The 20,261-nt window shown below is 53.5% G+C and carries 17 protein-coding genes; 9 read left to right on the forward strand and 8 right to left on the reverse strand.

Features of this window, described 5'->3' with window-relative positions; all coding sequences use genetic code 11:
* Positions 1 to 60 precede the first annotated feature (60 nt).
* Positions 61 to 2,202: a GumC family protein gene (locus ACTU44_RS17605; RefSeq protein WP_114098605.1), complete on the reverse strand. Its 2,142-nt coding sequence runs from the start codon at positions 2,200 to 2,202 to the stop codon at positions 61 to 63.
* Entirely contained in the window at positions 2,199 to 3,671 is a 1,473-nt protein-coding gene (locus ACTU44_RS17610; RefSeq protein WP_114098604.1) for a WecB/TagA/CpsF family glycosyltransferase, read from the reverse strand. Before ACTU44_RS17610 ends, ACTU44_RS17605 begins: the two co-directional genes overlap by 4 nt.
* Positions 3,672 to 3,844: 173 nt before the next feature.
* On the opposite strand from ACTU44_RS17610, the gene ACTU44_RS17615 reads away from it, so the two are divergent.
* The 8 genes from ACTU44_RS17615 to ACTU44_RS17650 all read left to right on the forward strand — a co-directional run bounded on the left by ACTU44_RS17615 (position 3,845) and on the right by ACTU44_RS17650 (position 11,830).
* Positions 3,845 to 4,978: a glycosyltransferase family 4 protein gene (locus ACTU44_RS17615; RefSeq protein WP_147252002.1), complete on the forward strand. Its 1,134-nt coding sequence runs from the start codon at positions 3,845 to 3,847 to the stop codon at positions 4,976 to 4,978.
* Positions 4,969 to 6,180 (forward strand): glycosyltransferase family 4 protein, encoded by a 1,212-nt coding sequence (locus tag ACTU44_RS17620; protein ID WP_114098602.1) that lies wholly within the window; start codon positions 4,969 to 4,971, stop codon positions 6,178 to 6,180. Before ACTU44_RS17615 ends, ACTU44_RS17620 begins: the two co-directional genes overlap by 10 nt.
* Positions 6,152 to 7,324 (forward strand): hypothetical protein, encoded by a 1,173-nt coding sequence (locus tag ACTU44_RS17625; RefSeq protein ID WP_147252001.1) that lies wholly within the window; start codon positions 6,152 to 6,154, stop codon positions 7,322 to 7,324. The genes ACTU44_RS17620 and ACTU44_RS17625 overlap by 29 nt, the downstream gene beginning before the upstream one ends.
* Entirely contained in the window at positions 7,321 to 8,064 is a 744-nt protein-coding gene (locus ACTU44_RS17630) for a hypothetical protein (protein WP_114098600.1), read from the forward strand. The genes ACTU44_RS17625 and ACTU44_RS17630 overlap by 4 nt, the downstream gene beginning before the upstream one ends.
* Positions 8,049 to 9,551, forward strand: coding sequence for a hypothetical protein (locus ACTU44_RS17635; RefSeq protein ID WP_114098599.1), 1,503 nt, complete (start codon positions 8,049 to 8,051; stop codon positions 9,549 to 9,551). The genes ACTU44_RS17630 and ACTU44_RS17635 overlap by 16 nt, the downstream gene beginning before the upstream one ends.
* Positions 9,544 to 10,287, forward strand: a complete 744-nt coding sequence (locus ACTU44_RS17640) for a glycosyltransferase family 2 protein (RefSeq protein ID WP_114098598.1) — start codon at positions 9,544 to 9,546, stop codon at positions 10,285 to 10,287. The genes ACTU44_RS17635 and ACTU44_RS17640 overlap by 8 nt, the downstream gene beginning before the upstream one ends.
* The gene (locus ACTU44_RS17645; protein WP_114098597.1) at positions 10,284 to 11,378 is read left to right on the forward strand and encodes a glycosyltransferase family 4 protein; all 1,095 of its coding nucleotides are present in this window, start codon (positions 10,284 to 10,286) and stop codon (positions 11,376 to 11,378) included. Before ACTU44_RS17640 ends, ACTU44_RS17645 begins: the two co-directional genes overlap by 4 nt.
* A gap of 83 nt (positions 11,379 to 11,461) precedes the next feature.
* Positions 11,462 to 11,830, forward strand: a complete 369-nt coding sequence (locus ACTU44_RS17650) for an MmcQ/YjbR family DNA-binding protein (protein WP_114098596.1) — start codon at positions 11,462 to 11,464, stop codon at positions 11,828 to 11,830.
* A gap of 19 nt (positions 11,831 to 11,849) precedes the next feature.
* On the opposite strand, the gene ACTU44_RS17655 is transcribed toward ACTU44_RS17650, so the two are convergent.
* Both ACTU44_RS17655 and ACTU44_RS17660 read right to left on the reverse strand, forming a co-directional pair.
* Entirely contained in the window at positions 11,850 to 13,139 is a 1,290-nt protein-coding gene (locus ACTU44_RS17655; protein ID WP_114098595.1) for a nucleotide sugar dehydrogenase, read from the reverse strand.
* Between the two features lie 133 nt (positions 13,140 to 13,272).
* Positions 13,273 to 16,275, reverse strand: a complete 3,003-nt coding sequence (locus ACTU44_RS17660; RefSeq protein ID WP_114098594.1) for a leucine--tRNA ligase — start codon at positions 16,273 to 16,275, stop codon at positions 13,273 to 13,275.
* Positions 16,276 to 16,676: 401 nt separating this feature from the next.
* Between ACTU44_RS17660 and ACTU44_RS17665 the strand changes: the two genes are divergently transcribed.
* Complete coding sequence (locus tag ACTU44_RS17665; protein WP_114098593.1) at positions 16,677 to 17,348, forward strand: DUF5610 domain-containing protein; 672 nt, start codon at positions 16,677 to 16,679, stop codon at positions 17,346 to 17,348.
* 67 nt (positions 17,349 to 17,415) lie between these two features.
* Here ACTU44_RS17665 and ACTU44_RS17670 read toward each other — a convergent pair whose 3' ends face one another.
* From ACTU44_RS17670 to ACTU44_RS17685, 4 genes are all read right to left on the reverse strand, one after another.
* Positions 17,416 to 17,643, reverse strand: a complete 228-nt coding sequence (locus tag ACTU44_RS17670) for a hypothetical protein (protein ID WP_114098592.1) — start codon at positions 17,641 to 17,643, stop codon at positions 17,416 to 17,418.
* The gene (locus ACTU44_RS17675) at positions 17,640 to 18,119 is read right to left on the reverse strand and encodes a hypothetical protein (protein ID WP_114098591.1); all 480 of its coding nucleotides are present in this window, start codon (positions 18,117 to 18,119) and stop codon (positions 17,640 to 17,642) included. Before ACTU44_RS17675 ends, ACTU44_RS17670 begins: the two co-directional genes overlap by 4 nt.
* Positions 18,120 to 18,127: 8 nt before the next feature.
* Positions 18,128 to 19,300, reverse strand: a complete 1,173-nt coding sequence (locus tag ACTU44_RS17680; RefSeq protein ID WP_181850285.1) for an ImmA/IrrE family metallo-endopeptidase — start codon at positions 19,298 to 19,300, stop codon at positions 18,128 to 18,130.
* 514 nt (positions 19,301 to 19,814) lie between these two features.
* Positions 19,815 to 20,054 carry a hypothetical protein gene (locus ACTU44_RS17685; protein WP_114098589.1) on the reverse strand — a complete coding sequence of 80 codons (240 nt, stop codon included), beginning with the start codon at positions 20,052 to 20,054 and terminating at the stop codon, positions 19,815 to 19,817.
* Between the last annotated feature and the right edge of the window lie 207 nt (positions 20,055 to 20,261).

Here is a 20,261-nt window from a genome sequence, read left to right on the forward strand (position 1 = left end):
ATCCAAGACGGAAAAGACCGACACCGATCAGAAGCCCCGCGACCAGGACAAGGAAAGACTTCATGATACCTGCCCGCTTTTGATTGCCGTGGTATTTGCCTTGCCATAGGCCGGGCGCGGCACCACTCCGTTCAAAACAATCCCCTCCGGGATCACATCGACTGTTCGAAGCTGATCAAGCGCCTCGGCACTATCGCGACGTTTGCTTTGCCCTTTGCGCAGAACCAGCAGCCTGACATCAGCCAAACGCAAGGCAACCAGCCCGTCGGCAACTGACAGGACCGGCGGCGTATCAATGATGATGTGATCAAACTGAAAACAAAGCGCCTTGATAATCGCGGGCAGGCGGTTTTCGATCAGCCCCGTGGCAATATTGCCCGGCACCGCCAGTCGCACCCCCAGATGACAGTAGCCCGGCGCATCCTTCATCGCGCCAAACACATCCTCAGGTGCGATATCCCCCGATAATATTGGCATCAGATCGGCAAACACACCCGCATGCCCCCGCATCATCGCCGGATCATGAAGGTCCGCATCAACCAGCACCGTCTTGCCACCAAGGGCGGCAAGCTTGGCTGCCAATGCCTGCGCGATATGCGATTTGCCTTCCCCGGTCTGGGCCGATGCAATGGCAATGACCTGTCCCCGGCCAGACCGTTCCGAACGGTTATCTGATTTTTGATCAAGGAGACGCATCAATACTGCTAAATGGCCTGTTGCCTCGTCACTCGCACCTGATGATTGTTCGGTGCGCACGGATGGTCCTGTATCCGGGATCCGGGCATAAAGCGGAATACCCAGCATGCTTTCGGGTTCGAAACCATCGCCGATGGTTTGATCAAAATAATGCCGAAGCAGGGCGGCAATCATCGCAGCAAACAGGGCGACCATAACCGCAAGCAACAACAGGTCGCGTCTTGCCGGAAATTCTGCCGCAACCGGCAATGTTGGTGATCGCAGGATTTCGGCATCGCCCTTAAAGGATACCAGTTCGCGACGCAGCCCCTGAACCCGCTGCCCCAAATCCTGAAGGTTATCACGCGCCATGGCGACTGCGCGCACCAAGGCAGCCTGTCCCTGCATGCTGGTATGGCGGTCACTCATGCGCGCCTGCCATTGATCGCGTTGACGTTCGATCAGGTACAGTTTTTCCTGCGCATTGATCAGGGCACTTCCCATTTGATCGGCAACCGATGTTGCCACGGTCATCAGTTCCGCGCGCAGATCATCAAGCTCACGCTGCTTGCCTTGCATAAGCGGATGTTTGGGACCGTAACGCTGATCAAGTGCAAGGAACTCCTTCCTTTGTGCGTCATACCGCGTGGCAAGTTGCGCCACCATCGGATGGGTCGCGACATCGGGAATGGTCAGAAGGTCCTCAAGACGGTTTGCACCGTCACGCTGAATTGCCGCCAGTTTGAGTGCCGCCACATCCTGCCCGATTTTCTCGGCCTGCTCATCAAGGGCATAGATGCGGTCAAGCATCAGTTTGCTTTCGTCAGGATCAAGGACACCGGCACGTTGTTGCCATTCCGACAAGTCGCTCTCGCTGGTTTCAAGTTCTGTCTGCGCACGATCAAACTGACCCGTTATTTCGGCAAGTTCGATCCTAAGGGACCGCTTTTGCCGGTCCTCGCGTTGCCAGACATAACTTTCGACAATGGCGCGCAGAACCGACTGGCTAAGCGCCGGATCACCGGATGCAAAGCTGACCGAAATTACGGCGGAATGACCGATGCGCTCGGCCTTCAACCCGGCATGCAGCTGATTGATCAGACCTGTTTCATCTGGGTGTGGCGAGGTCTGTGATTGTCTGGCCACCACATCCTTGAACAATCCCCTGTTCGCCTGCCCCGAAACCAGTCTGGAAAACATGACAGGCTCCCCGCGCAAAACCGACAAGGCGGTCGAAAGCGTTTTTTCACTTCCGATCTCGGCAATGACCGTTTCAATATCCTGCGCGGTCAATTGTCCCTGTCCTGTCGGCCCGCCATCCTTGAGCTCCCCCCGGGTCGGGGGCATTGATGATGCCAACCCGATCTCGGCACTTGCACGATAGTCAAATCGCCAGTTGGCAATCACACCAATTGATCCAACCAGCACAAGAACAAAGGTCAAAGCCGCCACTCCGCGCCGTTGCCAAAGAATGGCAACCAGATCACGCAAACTCGGGTCAAAGCTGTTTGCCAGTTTTTGTGTCATCGCGGGCTTGCATCCCCGACAATTGCAACATCAGCATCGCGCTCATCAATCAGGGCACCCCAACCACCTTGTTCCGGAGTGCTTGTCGGGCCCTGACCATAGACAAGATCAAAAACCCGGATGACCCGGCGATCGACATTCTGAACGTAAGTTTCCGGTTGATCGACAGACTGAGACGGGACTGCATACGAGACCGGCAAGGTCGGCCTTGTGTCAAAGTCATCATTCCTGAAGGCACGATCATGGAAAACGCGTGCTGCAAATTCCGGGGTACTATCGGCAATCATTCGGCTAAGGCGGCTTGGTTCGGGATGCAGGCCCAGCAACTGTTTCAATGTCCCGCCCAGAACCGTTTCGACCAGAAAGCTGTTTCCACCTGCCGCTGTCAGGACAACCTCGATCACTTTAAGCAAAGTCAGGATCGCGGCATCTGCTGTCTGCCAGTCAATTTCCGTCTTTTCGGGATCGACAGGCACATCTTCGACCTTCCCAAACAAAACCAGATCGACCAGCTGATTGATGATGACCTGTATATCTTCGGGATCGGATATCGCCGCGATCCGGCTTTCGATCCATGCCTGCGTTGCCTCGGTATCTGATGTTGTCAGATTATCCGGAACGACAATTTCAGAACGCCCGTCCGTACCCCCCATCAGGATCAGAATTGCCGATACGGCAAAAGCCATCTTTACGGCCCAGTTTCTGAACCTGGTTGCCTGAAACTTTATGACGGCGGGAACAACCAGCCTGGCAAAGGCAGTCAACCCGCAAGCATAACGTGGCAGCATGTATCCCGGCTGACACAGGATACGCCAAAGAAATTCCATCCCGGTCCTTTGCCAGATAGCCGGTGCACGCCTGATCCGACCGGCCAGAACATCAAATGCTCCACCAACACCCATGGCAAAGCCGCACCCGGTCAGATCGGCATAGCGTTCGATAAACAGCTCCTTGCGCGGGGATGGCAATGCGACAAACAAGACATCAGCACCGCTTTGCCTGACAATTTGCGCAAGCTTTGCATCATCTTGTTCATAGCCATGATGCATTCCGGCAATCAAAAGATCCGGGTGACCGGCAATCAGTTTGTCCTTAAGCGCGACCAGGACATCTTGTCGCGCCCCCAGAAGGAAGACACGCAGACCTTGTTTTGCAAAGCGTGGCAGCAAATCCGCCATGACATCAATGCCCGCAACACGCTCGGGAACCGTGATACCCAAAAGCCTTGCCGTCCAGACAATGCCCATACCATCGGCATTCAGGCTATCGGCATTGGCAAGTGCGTCAAACAGCTGCCTGTCCGCAATTGATTGCGGTAATTTCAAAGCATTCAGGGAATGTTGCCGGAAACACGAAACATGCCCGGTTCGATGGCGATGCACCAACCGTTCGCAGATATCAGTACAGAGTTGGTCACGCCGCCGCAGATCAAGGCGCAGTCCAAATAAAGCCGCTTTCCCCTGTCGCATTCATCATCCCCGCCAGCCCCGTTCTGACCGCCCGGATATCCAACCAGATTGCTTTTTTATTGTGTGTCCCTCGATACTTGTGCCGAAGAACAGGCGTCACTTAATTCATTGATATCGATGGTAACTTATGATTGAGTTAACAGCAACAATAGCATCTTGGGGTGATTGTTCCGGTGAAAGTAACATTGCTGACAAACCTTGTTGCCCCTTACCGGTTTGCCAGTTATTGCGCCCTGCATCAGCGCGCCTGTAATGCCGGTGGCGCGTTGACGGTTATCTGTACCAGCAACACAGAACCCCAGCGCAACTGGCCGGAACGCACGCCCCCTTTCTCACAGCAACATCTGCGCGGACTGCATGTTCATCTTGGTGAAAATCGTCTGCTGACCATCCCGTCCGGGATCTCTGATGCAGTTCGATCAACTGCCCCGGATGTGTTGGTTCTTGTCGGATTTGGCATCGCCCAGTGGCGGGCATGCAATTGGGCCGCCAAGGCCGGTATTCCGGTTATCGTGCAGTTTGATGGCTGGTCCGGATCGGACGATATCTATAGCAATCCCATTCGCCGCTATATCCGCCGTCACATGTTGGAAAAGGCCGATGGATTTATCGCCGCCAGTATGTTGGGCAGGCACTGGTTTGAACTGCAGGGCGTTTCAGATAACCGCATCCTGATCTCGCCAATCCCGATATCTTTCTCCGTCAACGGGGATAGAGAACTTCAATCACATCGCAGATTTGACGACCGCGAATATGATCTTCTGTGGTGCGGGCGGACGACAACGCGCAAGGGATTTGGATGTTTTCTTGAGATTGCCAGTGCTCTGATTACTTCCGGGACCATCAGCAAGATCGGCATCATTGGCTGCATCGATACAGATCGAACCAAATCCGAGCTGCAAAATTTCGGCCTTCCTGATCAGATCGATCTTTATCCTCAACTGCCCCCGGATCAGCTTCAGGCATTTCTTGCCAATAGCAAACTTTGCCTGTTTCCAAGCCAGAATGATGCCTATGGCCTTGGTGTGATCGAGGCGATTTCTTGCGGGGCTGTTGCACTGGCAAGTGATGCGGTTGGTTGCGCACCTGACATGCTTGATCCCGATGAAATCCTGTCCGCGAACGTGTTGGCGAACTGGGTTCGCGCCTGTCAAAGACTGCTCGACAATCCCGCTATTTGGGAGCAAACCCGACAAAATCAGGCGTCCCGAATAACGCAAAACACCCCGACACATCATGCCGAAACCCTGTGGCAGGCGATCAATCAGGCAGTACAGAAACCCGCAGGGGTAAGGCAATGGAACTGATCCGGCCTGTATCCCGACCACAAAAATCTGCCCCGACCGTATGGATGGTCAGCCGGGTTGATCAGGCAGCCATTCTTGCATCCCATCTTGCCCGTCACAACCGGCTGATCCGTTGGGACAGTTTCTGGCGGCATGACGGAACCGGCCCCCTTACCCCGGCCAACCGTCTGACCGATCCGGTATTGGCCAAGGTTTCCGGTCGACATCTGATCCCCGATCTTCTGGCCAAGGTCGCGCGCAAAATTCATCTGCCGGCCTATAATCTTTATTCGGATGTTCCCCTTTCGATGCTCGCAACCCTGCACGCCCCGAGAGCCGATATTTTTCATGGTCAGGGCAATTACAGTCTACCCGCCATGCAGCGTGCCAAGGCCCGCGGCATGATAACCATCGCGGATATTACCGGCCAACTCGCCGAAACCCGCCACAAGCAGTTGGGCGAGGAATATGCATCCCATAACCGGACCTATCGCGAAATTTCCGGTTTTCTTTCCCGTCGAAGAACCAGGGAAGCCCTTTTTGCCGATGCCGTATTTGCGCCATCCGATACGGTTGCGGGCGGCCTTCTTGATTGCGGCGTCGAACCGCAGAAGATTTTTCTGGTTCCCTTTCTTTCACCGCATTGCCATGCACTGCTCACCCGCGCACGTCCTGAGCGACAGGAAACCGTCATCCGTGTTCTATATGTCGGCAATCTGTCGCTTGCCAAGGGGATCGCGCATCTGCTTGACGCTTGGTCCTCCTTACGCGTGACATACCGGGTGCGCATCAAACTGACTTTGGTCGGGCGGGTTCAGCCGTGCGCCCGATCACTGATCGAAAATCTTCCCGATGGATGTGAATGGCTTGGTCCCTTGTCGCAAGACAAGGTCGCAGAGTTGATGCTGGGCTCGGACATTTTCGTGTTCCCCAGCCTGTCGGAAGGCAGCAGTCTGGCCGTGATGGAGGCCATGGCAGCAGGTTGTTGTGTCATCAACACCTTTGATGCCGGAAGCCCGGTGGTTAACCATATATCCGGCCTGATCATCCCGCCGCGACATTCCGGTGCAATCACCACTGCCATTTCCGCAGTGATCGAAAATCCGCAGATGCGCAAAAGTCTGGCGCAGTCTGCCCGCGATCAGATTTCGGAAGATATAAAGACCGGCTATGGCAACCGGGTAGATGCGGCCTATGACGCCGTTTTATCGCGTAATGGATAAAGTCATCAGCATCGTTGCAGGCAATCTTTTTCCACTGTGGCTGGTCGGGGCAAACCTGATTGCGCGGCTGGGCGGGATGATCATCCTTCTATTGATCGGGCACAGCTTTTCCCCGGAAATCTTGGGCAGCTATTTTGCAATGCTGGCAACGGCCGGGCTTGCCGTCACCGCAACCCAGGCCGGAAGTGGCCCGCTCCTGATCCGCCTTATGCAAGGTGGCGCATTGCCCAAAGCCTTGTTTGTTGTTGCGATCAGATTGCTGATTGCCGGGCTGGCTGTATCGACCCTTGTAAGCAGACCTGAATTCGAACTCAATATGCATTGGCCGTTTCTGATCATGCCGGTTGCAGCAGCCCTGTCCCCGGACTGGGTGATCGCAGCACGAACGGAGTTTGGCCGTCTTGGAAAAATTGCACTGATCGCGCAGGCAACCGGCATCACCTTCGCCGTCATTGCAGCGGAACAAACCAACGATTTTCTGTTGTTTACCATCGCCCCCGTGATCTCTTTTACAGCATTTTTATCAGCCATATTTCTGGCCCTTAGGCCCACCACATCGCGACGAAAACCCGTCAATGCAGATGCGCTGGATATTCGACAAAGTATTGGCCTGATCGGCTTCACCCTGCTTGCGGGTTTTTTGCCCAATCTTGATTTCGTTTTGCTTGGCAATGATGAACACAGCCTGTTCCTTGCTCAACGCATTTTCCTGTTTTGTGGCGGCTTGATTGCAGCCATTTCCGCGACATTGTTTGCCAAACAACACGGCGGACTGGCACGTGATTTATGGCTTTTTGTTCCGATGTCGCTGGTCTCACTGGCATTGCTTGTCGGCCCGGATCAGATAGCAAACCTGATCTATGGATCGCCTGAGGCCACGCTGATTTCAGTTCTTCAAAACGGCGCGTTCTGGCCATTGCTTCTGGCACTTGTCACCCGGCAATGCCTGATCTTGCAGGAAACAGCTCGTGCTGCTGGGGTGGGATGGTTTCTTCTTTTCATGCTTGTGGGTTCAGCGGCCATTCTGCCGAACCATCAGGACACAATTGAGCTGATCATCACCTGCCAACTTCGCCTTGCCGCGATCTATATCGCCCTTTCTGCTTTCCAGTTTTGGTCCAAAGGTCGTGAGGCCCGCTTATGACCAAACTCGATGTCAGGATCGCAAATAATCGACTGGTCACCGGGCAATTTGGTGATGTCAGGTTTTCGAATTGGGGCGTTGAATGCTCTGACCGTCATTCCTTTGTCACCCTGACGGATATCGCGCGCAATGCACACCAGACGGACGGCGTCTGGCATCTTGCAGGCGGACGTCTCAAGATCGATCTGGAAACAAGACTGATTGAACCTGACGTCCTCAGCATTCAGGCCCGATTTACCGCACTTGATGACATCGCCCTTCAGGATGCTGTCGTCCGCCTTGTCTTTGACAGGCAGGGTATCGACCATGGCGTGATCGCCGACAAAAAATACCGGCACACCAATAGTGATAAATACCGTCTTCATTCCGTTGATCACGCTCAACTGACCAGCACATCAGGCAAGCACGTGTTGGTCACCCTCAAAACTGCCGATGGCGCGGAACGATTTGCGCCGTATCTTTACCTGCGGGATCGCGATGATCACTGGATCATTCATGCCCGGTTGCTACCACTGGAACCGGTTGATCATGTCTGGCTGCGCTGGGCCAATCGGTTTTTCACCCTCTCAGCTCCCGATTGCCTTGCCCGGCTGCTTTGGCATTTCGGTCCGACACGCAATTTCCTGTGGCGTCTTCGCGAACGGATGGGGCGAAACTGGCCCGAATTTCAGGCCATACCGCTTAATAAAATCAGGCGTGGCCAGTCCCTGTCGCTGGAGGTCACATGTCACTTCCGCTAACCCCAGATGATATCACCCGGCGGTGCAACAGACTGGCGCGGATCATCGCCGATGACCTTGCAGACCGGCAGACCCGCGATGGCAATTTCCCGCTCCCGGAGTTTTACGCAAAGGGTTTTGCATGCGCCCTCTGGACGGAGCTTGATGCGCATCGCTACAAGAAGAACATAAATCGCGCATTTGATGCCCTGATCGCAGAAGTTCCAGATCGGACATATCATCGCGAATTCATCAAATATGCCCTGCTCGCCATTCCCGGCTTAAGCAAAGAAACCCGTAACAGCATCCTTAAAAACGCGCGCAATCTGGCCCCTGACGTCGCGAACTGGCAAATCCTTGGGCTAGGGAACCATCAGGCAAAAGCTTCCAGCTTTTTCAACAAATTGCTTGGACTTCTGCATACGGGTTTCATTCGTTATCGTTACTGGCGTTCACCCGTTTTCCTTGACCGCCCCGGATGCTTTTCAGCGCAATATCACGCATTTTGCGCAGCCCTGTTTTCGGACAGTCCGACCCCTTCTGATCGGGTCATTGCGTCAAATGCAACCGGATTGATCGCCGCACTGGTTGGGGATCATGGTTATGCCAATTTGCTGGGGCGTGGTGCAGGACAAAGCTTTGGCGCTGTTTGCGCGCTTTATGTTCTGATGAAACACGGGTTCTCCCCACAGGCGGAAGCCGTCCTTTATCGACTTGAAGAAGCCATCCTCAATGCTGGCACAATGCCGCTCAATCTTCTGACGGCAAGGCCATTACCTGAAAATCCGGGCCCGGCGAACCCGCAAACACCGGGCTGGTACAGCTATAACCGCCATGATGACTATCTGGCCTTTGCAGGATACTGGTTACACCGGGCAGCGACCCTCAAACCCGCTGATTCGCCAGCCGGGCAATCCATTCAGTCACAACTGATATTTCTGAAAACCACCCAATCCTATCACGTCCAAATGGCCCTTGTTGGAAAGCAGTCCTTCGACGTTTCATCATCGCCCGTCATTATCGCCGGGCATGGGCAGGATGCGATATTGCTTCTGCCCCCGACGGGTGGGGAAACGGATCAGCAAAGCCTTTATACCCCCACGTCCACCCCGTTACCGATGGCCTCCGACGGACAGGTCGGCCTATTCCAGAAGGCCCAACGCGTTTCCAAAACGGAAGTCCGAATACAATTCTCCCTTGCCGGAAAACAGGGGTCCCGAACCCTCACCTTTGCCGATGACGAAATCTGCATCACGGATTGCTGTCCCGACCCTGTTTCCGGGAAACCCGACCTGTTTCGATTGTTATTCAACGGCGAGCTGGGCCTTGCCCGTATTTCAGATCATGAGCTTTTTGTTGCAAGGCTGGGTGTCCGAATTCACTGCGATCACCCCATTTCGATTGATCAAAACGATACCTACACGGCTGCCGGACCTGCGCAGCGCATAACGGCGCCGGGTTGCAATCTGGCAAAACTTTCGATCCGTTGGGAGACGCGCCATGTCTGACGCGATCACCGTCGTCACAACGGTTTATAATGGCGAGGGCTTTCTGCGATCCTGGGCCGACAACCTGCAATCTGTCCTTCGGCCGATTGATCGTGCTATTCTTGTTGATGATGGATCAGATTGCCCTGTAGCACTGCCTGAGGACCTTGCAAAGGATCATCGTTTCAAGCTGATCACCTCTGCACGGATCGGGCGGGGTGCGGCGCTTAACCTTGCCATTGAAAACAGCTCGACAGACCTGATTGCCATTCAGGACATTGATGACATTTCGCTTCCCGACAGATTGGCACAACAGGCAGACATTCTTGCCAAATATCCTGAAGACCTTGTTTTTGCGCGCTCTCTGACGGATCGAAACACCCTGTTCAACGCGCGCCTCCGCAAGATTAATCCAGCGCGCTTGTATCTTGGCAATCGCCTGCATCATTCGTCCCTCGCCTTTCACCGTCGCGTCTGGACCAAAGCAGGCGGATACGCCACCGATCTTCGCTGTTGCATTGATCTTGAATTCTATCTGCGCGCAAGCATCCATGCCGGTGCGACCTTGCGGCAATTAACTGCGCCCCTGATCAGTCGCAACCTCGATCCGACGGGGCGCTATTTCGCCACCATTGAACCGGATATTTATGACGCCACGCGACGCAAGGTTCTTGATCAATATCGCCCGGAAATAGCCAGCTCTCTGTGGTTGCTGCTTGCACGTTTTCGCAAAAGACGGGGCGGAACAAACGCATGAGCAAGCGCGCCAAGATTATCGCCATGGTACAACTCCCGCCCCCCATGCATGGGGCTGCGAAAATGAACCGGCATGCCATCGACGCCCTGTCACGGGTGTTCGATCTTCATGTCATCGAGATGCATTTTTCAAAGGATTTGTCCGATATCGGTCGCCCGACCTTTGGCAAAGTTTTTCATGCCATATGGCTGGCGCTTCGCCTGATCTGCGCCCTGCCTGCCAGCCGGGCATTTTACATATGCTTTGCACCACGTGGTGCGGCCTACTACCGCGACAGCCTTTATGTCCTGATTACCAAACTGTTTCAGGTTCCGGCCATCATCCACCTGCATGGGCGCGGGTTACCCGCAATGCGACAAACGCGTTTTTCCGCATGGTTCCAGAAAGGGGTCTTCTCCGACCAAACCGTCATCCTTCTTGGCGAAACACTGCGTTCAGAAATCACCGGTCTGAATTGCGCAAGCACCATCATTGCCAATTGCCTTGATGATGATGCCTTCGCCAAGCCCGTATCCGAGCACTGGAAGCCCCGGATACCCTTGCGGATATTGTGGCTGTCCAACCTGTTTCGCGCCAAGGGCCTTGAAACCCTGCTTGCAGCATGTGCTCTTCTTGATAATCAGGACGTCGCGTTTGAACTCACCATTGCCGGGGCAGCTGGCGACATCAATCCGCCGATGCTGCGCGAGTTACTGCACAGCTATGGCATCGATGCCAATACCCGATATATCGGCCCTGCAACGGCACATGAACGGAAGATTTTGTTCCGGAGCACCGATCTGTTCGTCTTTCCCACCAACTACGCAAACGAAGCACAGCCGCTTGTTGTGCTCGAAGCCATGGCTGCGGGTATTCCGGTGATTACAAGTGGCATCGCAACCCTTCCGGAATTTGTCATCCATGGCCAAACCGGTTGGCTTTGCAGGCCAAATAGCCCAGAAAACCTTGCCCAAACCATCATCGATGTGACCCGTTCAGCAGATACAACCCATCAGGTACGGGTAAATGCGCGCTCAGTCTGTGAAACCCGTTTCACACGCGACCGCTTTACAAAGGAAATCATATCCACCATTCGGAATGCGATGAGGTGAGATGAAATAAGTCACCTGACCTCTTCACAGGGTGATCAAACCATCCCACAATGACGCCAATTCAGTAGATCGAGCAGAAACACATGACCCGCGATGAGTTCAATGCCTTTTGCAAATCCCTGCCCCAAACCACCCATGTGGTTCAGTGGGGTGGTGCCGATGTCTGGAAAGTTGGTGGCAAGGTCTTTGCCATTGCCGGATGGACCAAAAACGAGACGCTTGGCATCACTTTCAAGACATCTGAAATCGGCTATGAGGTTCTAAAGGAAATGCCGGGGCTGCGCCCTGCCCCCTATCTGGCATCACGCGGGATGAAATGGATCCAGCATTATGACGAGCCCGGACTTGGGGATGATGATCTTCGTGATCATATCAAAAGCGCGCACCACATCGTCGCCAAGGGTTTGACGAGAAAGCTGCAGCGCGCGCTTGATCTTTATCAGGATGAATAAGCGAAGGTCTTGAACAGGCTTACAAACGCCAAAGGTCAATACCGGCCGGAACCGCATCGCGCGGCAGAACCGCCCGAACGTCGGCAACAAAGCCCTTGCCATCTTTCAGAAGACCCTGAACCAAAGGCCAGCCCTTGGCGACATATTCCTTGTGCGATACCGCAAGAATAAGCGCATCCGCCGGTTTCAGATCAGCATCACCACACAGCTTGAGGCCATCAAACTCATGGGTGACTTCCTCGGCATCGGCATGAACATCATGAACCTGTACCGTGATACCGGCATCTTCAAGTGAACGGATGATATCAATCACACGCGTATTGCGGATGTCAGGAACATCTTCCTTGAAGGTGAGGCCAAGGACGGTAACCGTCGGGTTCCTGGTTGCCCCTTCACGCAGGAGTGCGCGGATCACTTTATTGGCAACAACCTCGCCCATCCCGTCATTCACACGACGACCGGCCAGAACCACCTGCGGGTAATAGCCGAGTTCTTCGGACTTGTGGGTCAGGTAATAGGGATCAACACCGATGCAATGACCGCCGACCAGCCCCGGGGTGAATTTCAGGAAGTTCCACTTGGTCCCGGCGGCTTCAAGCACATCACGGGTATCAATGCCTGCGCGATCAAAGATCAGGGACAATTCATTCATCAGCGCAATATTCAAATCACGCTGGGTGTTTTCAATCACCTTGGCGGCTTCGGCGGCCTTAATCGTCGGTGCCTTGTGAATACCGGCGGTGACAACACTGCCATACACATCGGCAACAATATCAAGGGTCGCCTGATCCTGACCCGATACGACCTTGGTAATCGTGGTGAAGCGATGTTCGCGATCACCCGGATTGATGCGTTCTGGCGAATAACCGACCGTAAAATCAGATCCGGCTTTCAGACCAGAAAGTTCTTCAAGGATCGGAACGCATTCTTCTTCGGTCGCCCCCGGATAGACCGTGCTTTCATAGACAACGATGTCGCCCTTTTTAAGGATGGCGCCAACGGTTTTTGATGCGGAACGAAGCGGGGAAAGGTCCGGACGGTTTGAGCTGTCAATCGGGGTCGGGACCGTCACAATATGGAAATCCGCCGCACGCAGATCTTGCGGATCTGCAGTCAATAACAGGTCCGCAGCGGCAAGCTCATGATCATCGACTTCGCCCGTCGCATCATGCCCGGCTTTGAGCTGCGCAATGCGTGTCTTGTTAATGTCAAAGGCAACAGTTCGCCCTGTCGCGGTCCCGAATGCAACTGCAACCGGCAATCCGACATAGCCCAAACCGATAACTGAAACCTTACGCCCGTGGCTCATTGCTCAACCCTTACAAGATATGCTGAACTGACTTCTAGCCAGCCCCCGTCCAACCGTCAATAATCGAGATCAAATAGAAACGGGGCACCAAAGTTTTTGGTGCCCTGTCTGAAAAATCAATGTGCGACGGGCCTTAGCCCTTCACAACAATATTGACCAGCTTCGGGGTCGGCTTGGCGATGTAGATCACCTTGACGATCTCTTTGCCTTCAATATGACGGGCAACGTTTTCGTCTGCCTTGGCAAGGGCTTCAACCGTTGCCTGATCGGCATCGGCTGCCACCATGACGGAACCGCGTTTCTTGCCATTGACCTGAACCGGGACTTCGAACTCGTCATCCTTGGCCTTCTCGGCATCGTATTCCGGCCAGTCGAACCTGATCACCGACTTCCTGGTCCCGAATTCATCGGCTGCCATCCGGCTCATCAGCTCTTCACCCAGATGCGGGGCAAACGGAGCAACCATCAGGGCCAATGCCTTGGCATGGTCATCATGAACCGCATTCTGCTTGGTCAGCGCATTGGTCAGTTCGATCAATGCCGCAATCGCCGTGTTAAGGCGAAGATCGGCAATATCGCCGGTGACCTTGGCAATGGTCTTGTGCAGAAGCGTTTCGATCTTGCCATCAACGTTATCGGTCCGTTCCATCTGGGTCGTGACTTTCCAGACGTTGGACAGGAAACGCATCATGCCGACAATGGCATCGGACTGCCATGGCTTGGAGCTGTCAAGCGGCCCCATATACATCTCGTACGTTCTGAACGTATCGATGGTGTACTGGTCGCAGATTTCCTCGGGCGGGATACCGTTCTTGTAACGCTTGCCCATCTTGCCCGGAACCGTAATCAGGGCCTCGTTGGTTTTGGCGTTGAACGGTGCCTTTTTGCCGTCAACATCGCGCATTTCAACATCATGGATATCGACATAAACGCCACGCGCATCGGTATAGGCATCGGCCGTAATCATGCCCTGGTTAAACAGTTTCTGGAACGGCTCAGGGGTTCCGACATAGCCAAGATCAAACAGAACCTTGTGCCAGAAGCGCGAATACAGCAGGTGAAGAACCGCGTGTTCCGCCCCGCCAACATAAAGGTCAACCGCGCCCGGAAGCGCCTTGCCATCCTTGTCCGTACTATTTGCCCAATAGGCAGCCGCATCGTCGGAGGCAAATTTCACATCATTTCTGGCATCGAAATAGCGCAGATAATACCAGCAAGACCCCGCCCAGTTCGGCATGGAGTTGGCATCGCGTTTGAACGCGCGTACTTCGTAATCTGCACCATCATGGGCGTATTTTGAGCCGACCGCAGCATCCACCGGAAGAACCGAACCATCTGAAAGAACAATCCCGGTGACTTCCATCCATTCCTTGGCGCGCGCCAGTGGCGGTTCTGGCTCGGAATTGGGGTCTTCGTTCGATTGCGGTTTGAAATCGGTCATTTCGGGCAGAACAACGGGCAAGGCCGCCTGCGCAATGCCGTGAACCTGATCGGTTTCCTTATCAAACAGAACAGGGAACGGCTCGCCCCAGTACCGCTGACGCGAGAACAGCCAGTCGCGCAGTTTATACTGCACACGACCACGACCAATGCCCTTGCCTTCCATCCAGTCGATGATTTTGGCCTTGGCATCGGGGGTCGAAAGACCGTTGATTGAAACCTCGTCATTGGAGGAATTGATCGTCTCGCCAATTTCGGTCTGGGCAACCTTGAAGCTGCCCGGCTCTGCTTCATAGCGTGCGAGCAACGCTTGCGCATCCAATTCACCCGCATCCGCCGGCGCATTGTCCTTAAGCCAGCTATCAGACGGCTTGGTGGTTGCCTTGATCGGCAGGCCGAATTTATGGGCAAATTCAAAGTCGCGCTGATCGCCAGCCGGAACCGCCATGATCGCGCCGGTGCCATAGCCCATCAGGACATAATCGGCAATCCAGACCGGGATTTCTTCACCCGTGACCGGGTTGGTCGCATGGGCACCAATGAACACACCGGTCTTTTCGCGTTCGGCATCATCCTTGGCCGAAACGGCCTTAAGCTCGGACGCCTGCGCACGATAGGCAGCAACATCGGCCTTTTTGTCGTCCGCGCACAGCGCATCGACCAGCGGATGTTCGGGTGCCAGAACCATATAGGTCGCACCGAAAATCGTGTCCGGGCGGGTGGTGTAAACGGCAATCTTGTCTTCAGAACCGTTCGAAAGTTTGACCGGGAAATTGACACGCGCGCCAACAGAACGGCCAATCCAGCCCTTCTGCATTTCAACAACACCGTTTGGCCAATCCAGCCCTTCAAGATCGGCCACCAGACGATCGGCATAATCGGTAATGCGCAACATCCACTGTTTCAGCGGGCGCTTGTAAACCGGGTAATCACCGCGTTCGGACTTGCCTTCGTTGGTGACTTCCTCGTTCGACAGAACCGTACCCAGCATCGGGCACCAGTTGACCGGAACTTCATCGACATAGGCCAGACGCCCGCGATCAATCGCACGGTCGATTTCCTTGCCTTCGGCCTTAACACCTTCGCCGATCACGGCTTTGGGCTGCGGCACGCCATCTTCGTCCAGCAACCACGCACCACTTTCAAGCAACGGGCGCAGCTCGGCAATCGGGCGGGCACGGCCGGAAATGGTCTGACCCTGCGGGCCTTTCCATTCAACAGTCGGATCATAGAAGCTGTTAAACAGCTGCAGGAAAATCCACTGCGTCCATTTGTAATAGTCGACATCGGTGGTGGCAAAACGACGATGCGGATCATGGCCAAGGCCGATCACCTGCAACTGGCGCAGCATATTGTCGATATTGGCTTCGGTCGTGATGCGCGGATGCTGACCGGTCTGGATCGCGAACTGTTCTGCGGGCAGGCCAAAGGCATCAAAGCCCATGGAATGCAGAACGTTATAGCCACGCATGCGTTCGAACCGCGCCTTTACGTCGGTCGCGATATAGCCAAGCGGGTGACCGATATGCAGGCCAACCCCACTTGGATAAGGGAACATATCAAGGATGACGCTTTTCTTTTTGGACGCGTCAAAATCGGCATCGCCCGGGTTCGGGGTACGATAGGTATCGTTTTCCCGCCAGTAATCCTGCCAGCGCTTTTCAAATTCCCGCGCACTTTCCTGATAGTTCGCCACGCTCTCTCAACTCCTGCATGTCGGGGCCCGTGGTCGGCATCGGGCGCCGGTCCAAAACCGCGCCTGCCATACCCAACCGGGTTCAAAAATAATCTTAAGCAGTGTTCATAAGCGGGATTTGGCCCGCGTGCAACATCAGATCGACTGGAATCAGCGGAAATACAGACGATTTTCGCAATCCCCCATCCGCAATTTGCAAGGCGGCATTGCAGCCCCATCAACCCGCGCTTGCGTGACAGGACTGGATTTTTCACCTGCGCCATGCCATATTAGGGTCACGGATTTATCAGGCAACCGGTCGCGCATGAAAATGCCACGCGGCTTTTGTCTGGCGAAAGTGCTGATCGCAAACGATTTGTGTGTGGCACAGCTCTCAAAGATCTCGTCCAGGGAGGACGATTATGGATATCACCATTGGTGGCCTCACGTCCCAGCAGTCCGGCGCGTCCTCGCGTTCGGCCCAGTCCTATTTGCCCGGACAGAGTGACTCTGAAAAGACCGGCAATAGCGGCACTTCGGCCTTTGCGGCGGCGACCTCTGTGTCGCTGTCATCGGGTTCTGCCAATCGTCTGACCGCTGATCAGGTTGTCTCGGCAATCAATGAAAGCCTGTCCTCGACCGGGATTTCAATTGGCAATGTTGATCCGGGCGATTACACCCCCGAAGCTGTTGCCGACCGTATTCTTGCCCGTGTTGGCGATCTGATTGCCGCCAATGCCAGCTCGGAATCCGAAGCCCGCGACATTTTCGACAAGGCCAGCGAAGGCATCCAGAAGGGCCTTGATAATGCCCGTGAATTCCTTGAAGGCCTTGGTGCGCTCAATGAGGAAATCAACGGCAATATCACCGAGACCGAAGATCGCCTGAACGAAGGCCTTAAATCGATCGAGCAGCGCCTGACCGAACTGTTTAACAGCAGCGCATCCGAGGAAGCCGCCGAGGCATCGACCCCGGTTCGCGATGAACAGGTCCTGCAATCGCAGATCACCCAGACCGCACAGGCAAGTCAGGCCTATGCCGAAGCTGGCACCAACGCCCAGCGCAATGCGCCGCGTTATGGCACCACCGGCTAACCCATCCGAACATTCCGTTCGTACAAAAAAAACCCGGCTCCAATGGAGCCGGGTTTTCCTTTGCCTACTAAGAGATAAGCTCTTTGAGTTTCGCTTGCGCCGGAACACTAAAGTTCCCAGCCAAAAACTCGTCAATGCCGAACTTCTCGTCCCCCTCAGTCACCGACAATCCGTTGACCCGCACATGGTTCCATTTATGCAACACATGCAAACCTTCAGTATCCTCAATCAAATACCACCAGTCCTCGTATTGCCCCAAATGACCAGATTCTTTTTTATGCAGCAGTTTTCTCACGCAACTTCCCCATCGCCGTATGCTTTCTCTGCCTCAATCTCGGCAACGTCATCCTCAAAGTTCAGAATCAGTTGGATTGGGTTACCTTTTGAACGGCTGTCATTGAAATGATCAACATCCATCTTCAACTGATAACTGTCACGCACGATACCTTGACGGCGCTGTTGAAACGATTTTTCCATGAACGAGCGCGGAGCTCGATCGATATCATTCCATAACGCCAGCTGGACGCCGCCCCTATTTTCTCGCACGCAATGCTTGGCTCTATAGTGGCGGCCTTGCTCATCAACCCTGATTTCTTGGCGCAATGCTTCCGACATCTCTCTGCCAAAAATCTTTGCTATGTCTTGCGGTCGAGGCGCCCATAAACCACGTTCTACAGCCCAATCAAAACACTCTCGGACTGTATGCGGTTCTTCACCGTTTTCGACTTCGTATTGCCGCCAAATTTTTCTGAGTTGCTCTTTGTAGGTCATGCCGACGCTTATAACTCCAACGTTACTGTTTCATCCCAACCATCAACCACATTCAAACCTTTGAGCTCTCGGATCAGTATTCCTCGAACACCACCAACCTTCGCGCTCATGTATTTTCGCAAGAAACTCCACTTCTTCATTGCGAACTGCAATTGCCCGACAACGATTGCCGGGTGCACCTCCAGCCGCCTCGAAAACCCGACAACATCTTTCTCGGAGATGTAAGGACTCTTCCTGGCAATGAAGGACATCAATTGGTCTTGAGGCACACAGAATTCAGAAGCAGCAGCATTCGCAAGACGCTCTTCCTCCACTATCTCATGACTTTTTTCTGAGTTTTGATCATCAATGTTATCAATTGCAGTGAACCCCCGCTGCTTCCCATGCTCCTGCAAGACATGTTCGATCTCATGCCTCAACACGAACCAGAAATTGTCCACGCGGTCGTAGCGAGTTGTAATAGCAACTACAGGCTGATCATCGAGCCAAGTGCAAACACCGTCGATCTTCGCCTTCGGCAAACACTCGACAATTACAAACCGAACACCACACTGCGCCAAGATATTGTAAACACTAGACACATCTTCGGTATCCCCCATCAGTTGCTTAAGCTCTGGAAGCGCTGAAACCAACCTATCTCTTGAATACGCAGGCACATCTAATTGACGCGCGACTTGCCGGACCCTGTACAACCAAACAAGCTCCTCAGCAGTTGGCAAGTAAGGTTCCGTTTTCCTTGCTGCGTAGCCAACTACCTCTACGTTGTCGTTCAAGAACGGTATATCGTTCAGATCGTTCTTTTCAAAAAAACGCAACATCTGAACATCCAACAGCGAGGCATCACTTTCTTCAATCCATCCCCTTTTGAGCATATCGCGGATTGGGAAAACAGACTGCCAGTGCGCTCGCTTACGCACATCAGGATGAGAAACCTGAGCCTTGGAAAGTTGGTATTGGCTCTCTAGATTTGTAAAGAATTCAGCAGGCATACTGAAGGCTTCTCCCAAAAGGAACGCCATGTCTGCTGTAATGCTAACTTTACCTGACAGGATAACATTTAATTGCTGAACAGACTTCCCCATAACAAAAGCTAAGTCTGACTGGGCCCAGCCACGAGCTTCCAACTCAGCTTTGATGTAAAATCCGGGATGCTGTACTTCGGGTAAAACATCAGAAGTCATTAGATGCATTCCAAATTCTATTCACCAACATCATTTCTCGGTCATTTCGCACAGCTTGAACCATCCCCATTCTCCAACTACCATGCAAAGAAACTGAGCAACAACCATCCCCGAGCTCTGGATCTGAACGATAACCCAAGCTCCGCCAATTGGTGAGATACTCGCGCGCAGGAACAGCTTTTATCAGCAAGAACTTCTCTCTAGCCGACCTGATTACTTTAACAGGCACCTGGGTCCGCAGCACGGAACCATCACTATGCAGAAATTCCAGTTCAGGATTCTCAATTACAATTTCCATTTTGGTAAACTTAACTCACCTAACATCGCCCGTCAAACCAATTTAAATACGATGTGTTTAAATTGCCTTTCATCATGATTTTACTGGGTTTATATCAGCGAATTTTATCTTACGGGGTTACTTAGCACTTTCCAATCACTCCGAAGGATAGCCCAAGCCTCCCGTACACAAACTCAATATGAAGCATTACTTAACTGCCCTGACAATCTCGTTTTCTCAACCATAGGCCGCTCCCCAACCCGCCCTCTGATCATCTGCAACCCGAAACAATTTCTTTCCAGCAAACTGAACCCGGGCAAAAGCATCCTCGGCCATGAAACCAGAAACAAACGCCATAAAGGTCGCAAGATAGGGGCTGATATCAACCTGCCCGGTGCAATCCAGCCCGCCTTGGGTCAGCATCAGCATCCCGGCTTCGGTAAACAAGAAGATCGCCTTCGCGGCGATAGTTGCCACTGGCTCAACCTATGAACCACAGATAAAAAAGCCCCACACTTAAGGGTAGCCTGAAATTAAATCGTTTAATTTCAATAACTTAATTTGAATCAATTCTTTCCCTATACACTTGTACTATCCGGTTGGCTGGTCTATTTTGATAAATAATAAACTGCTCATGTAGAGCAGATCACATTCTGTGACTTTCGAAACGCCTTGCTTGTTCAG

This window comes from Thalassospira sp. SM2505 (genome assembly GCF_054901115.1).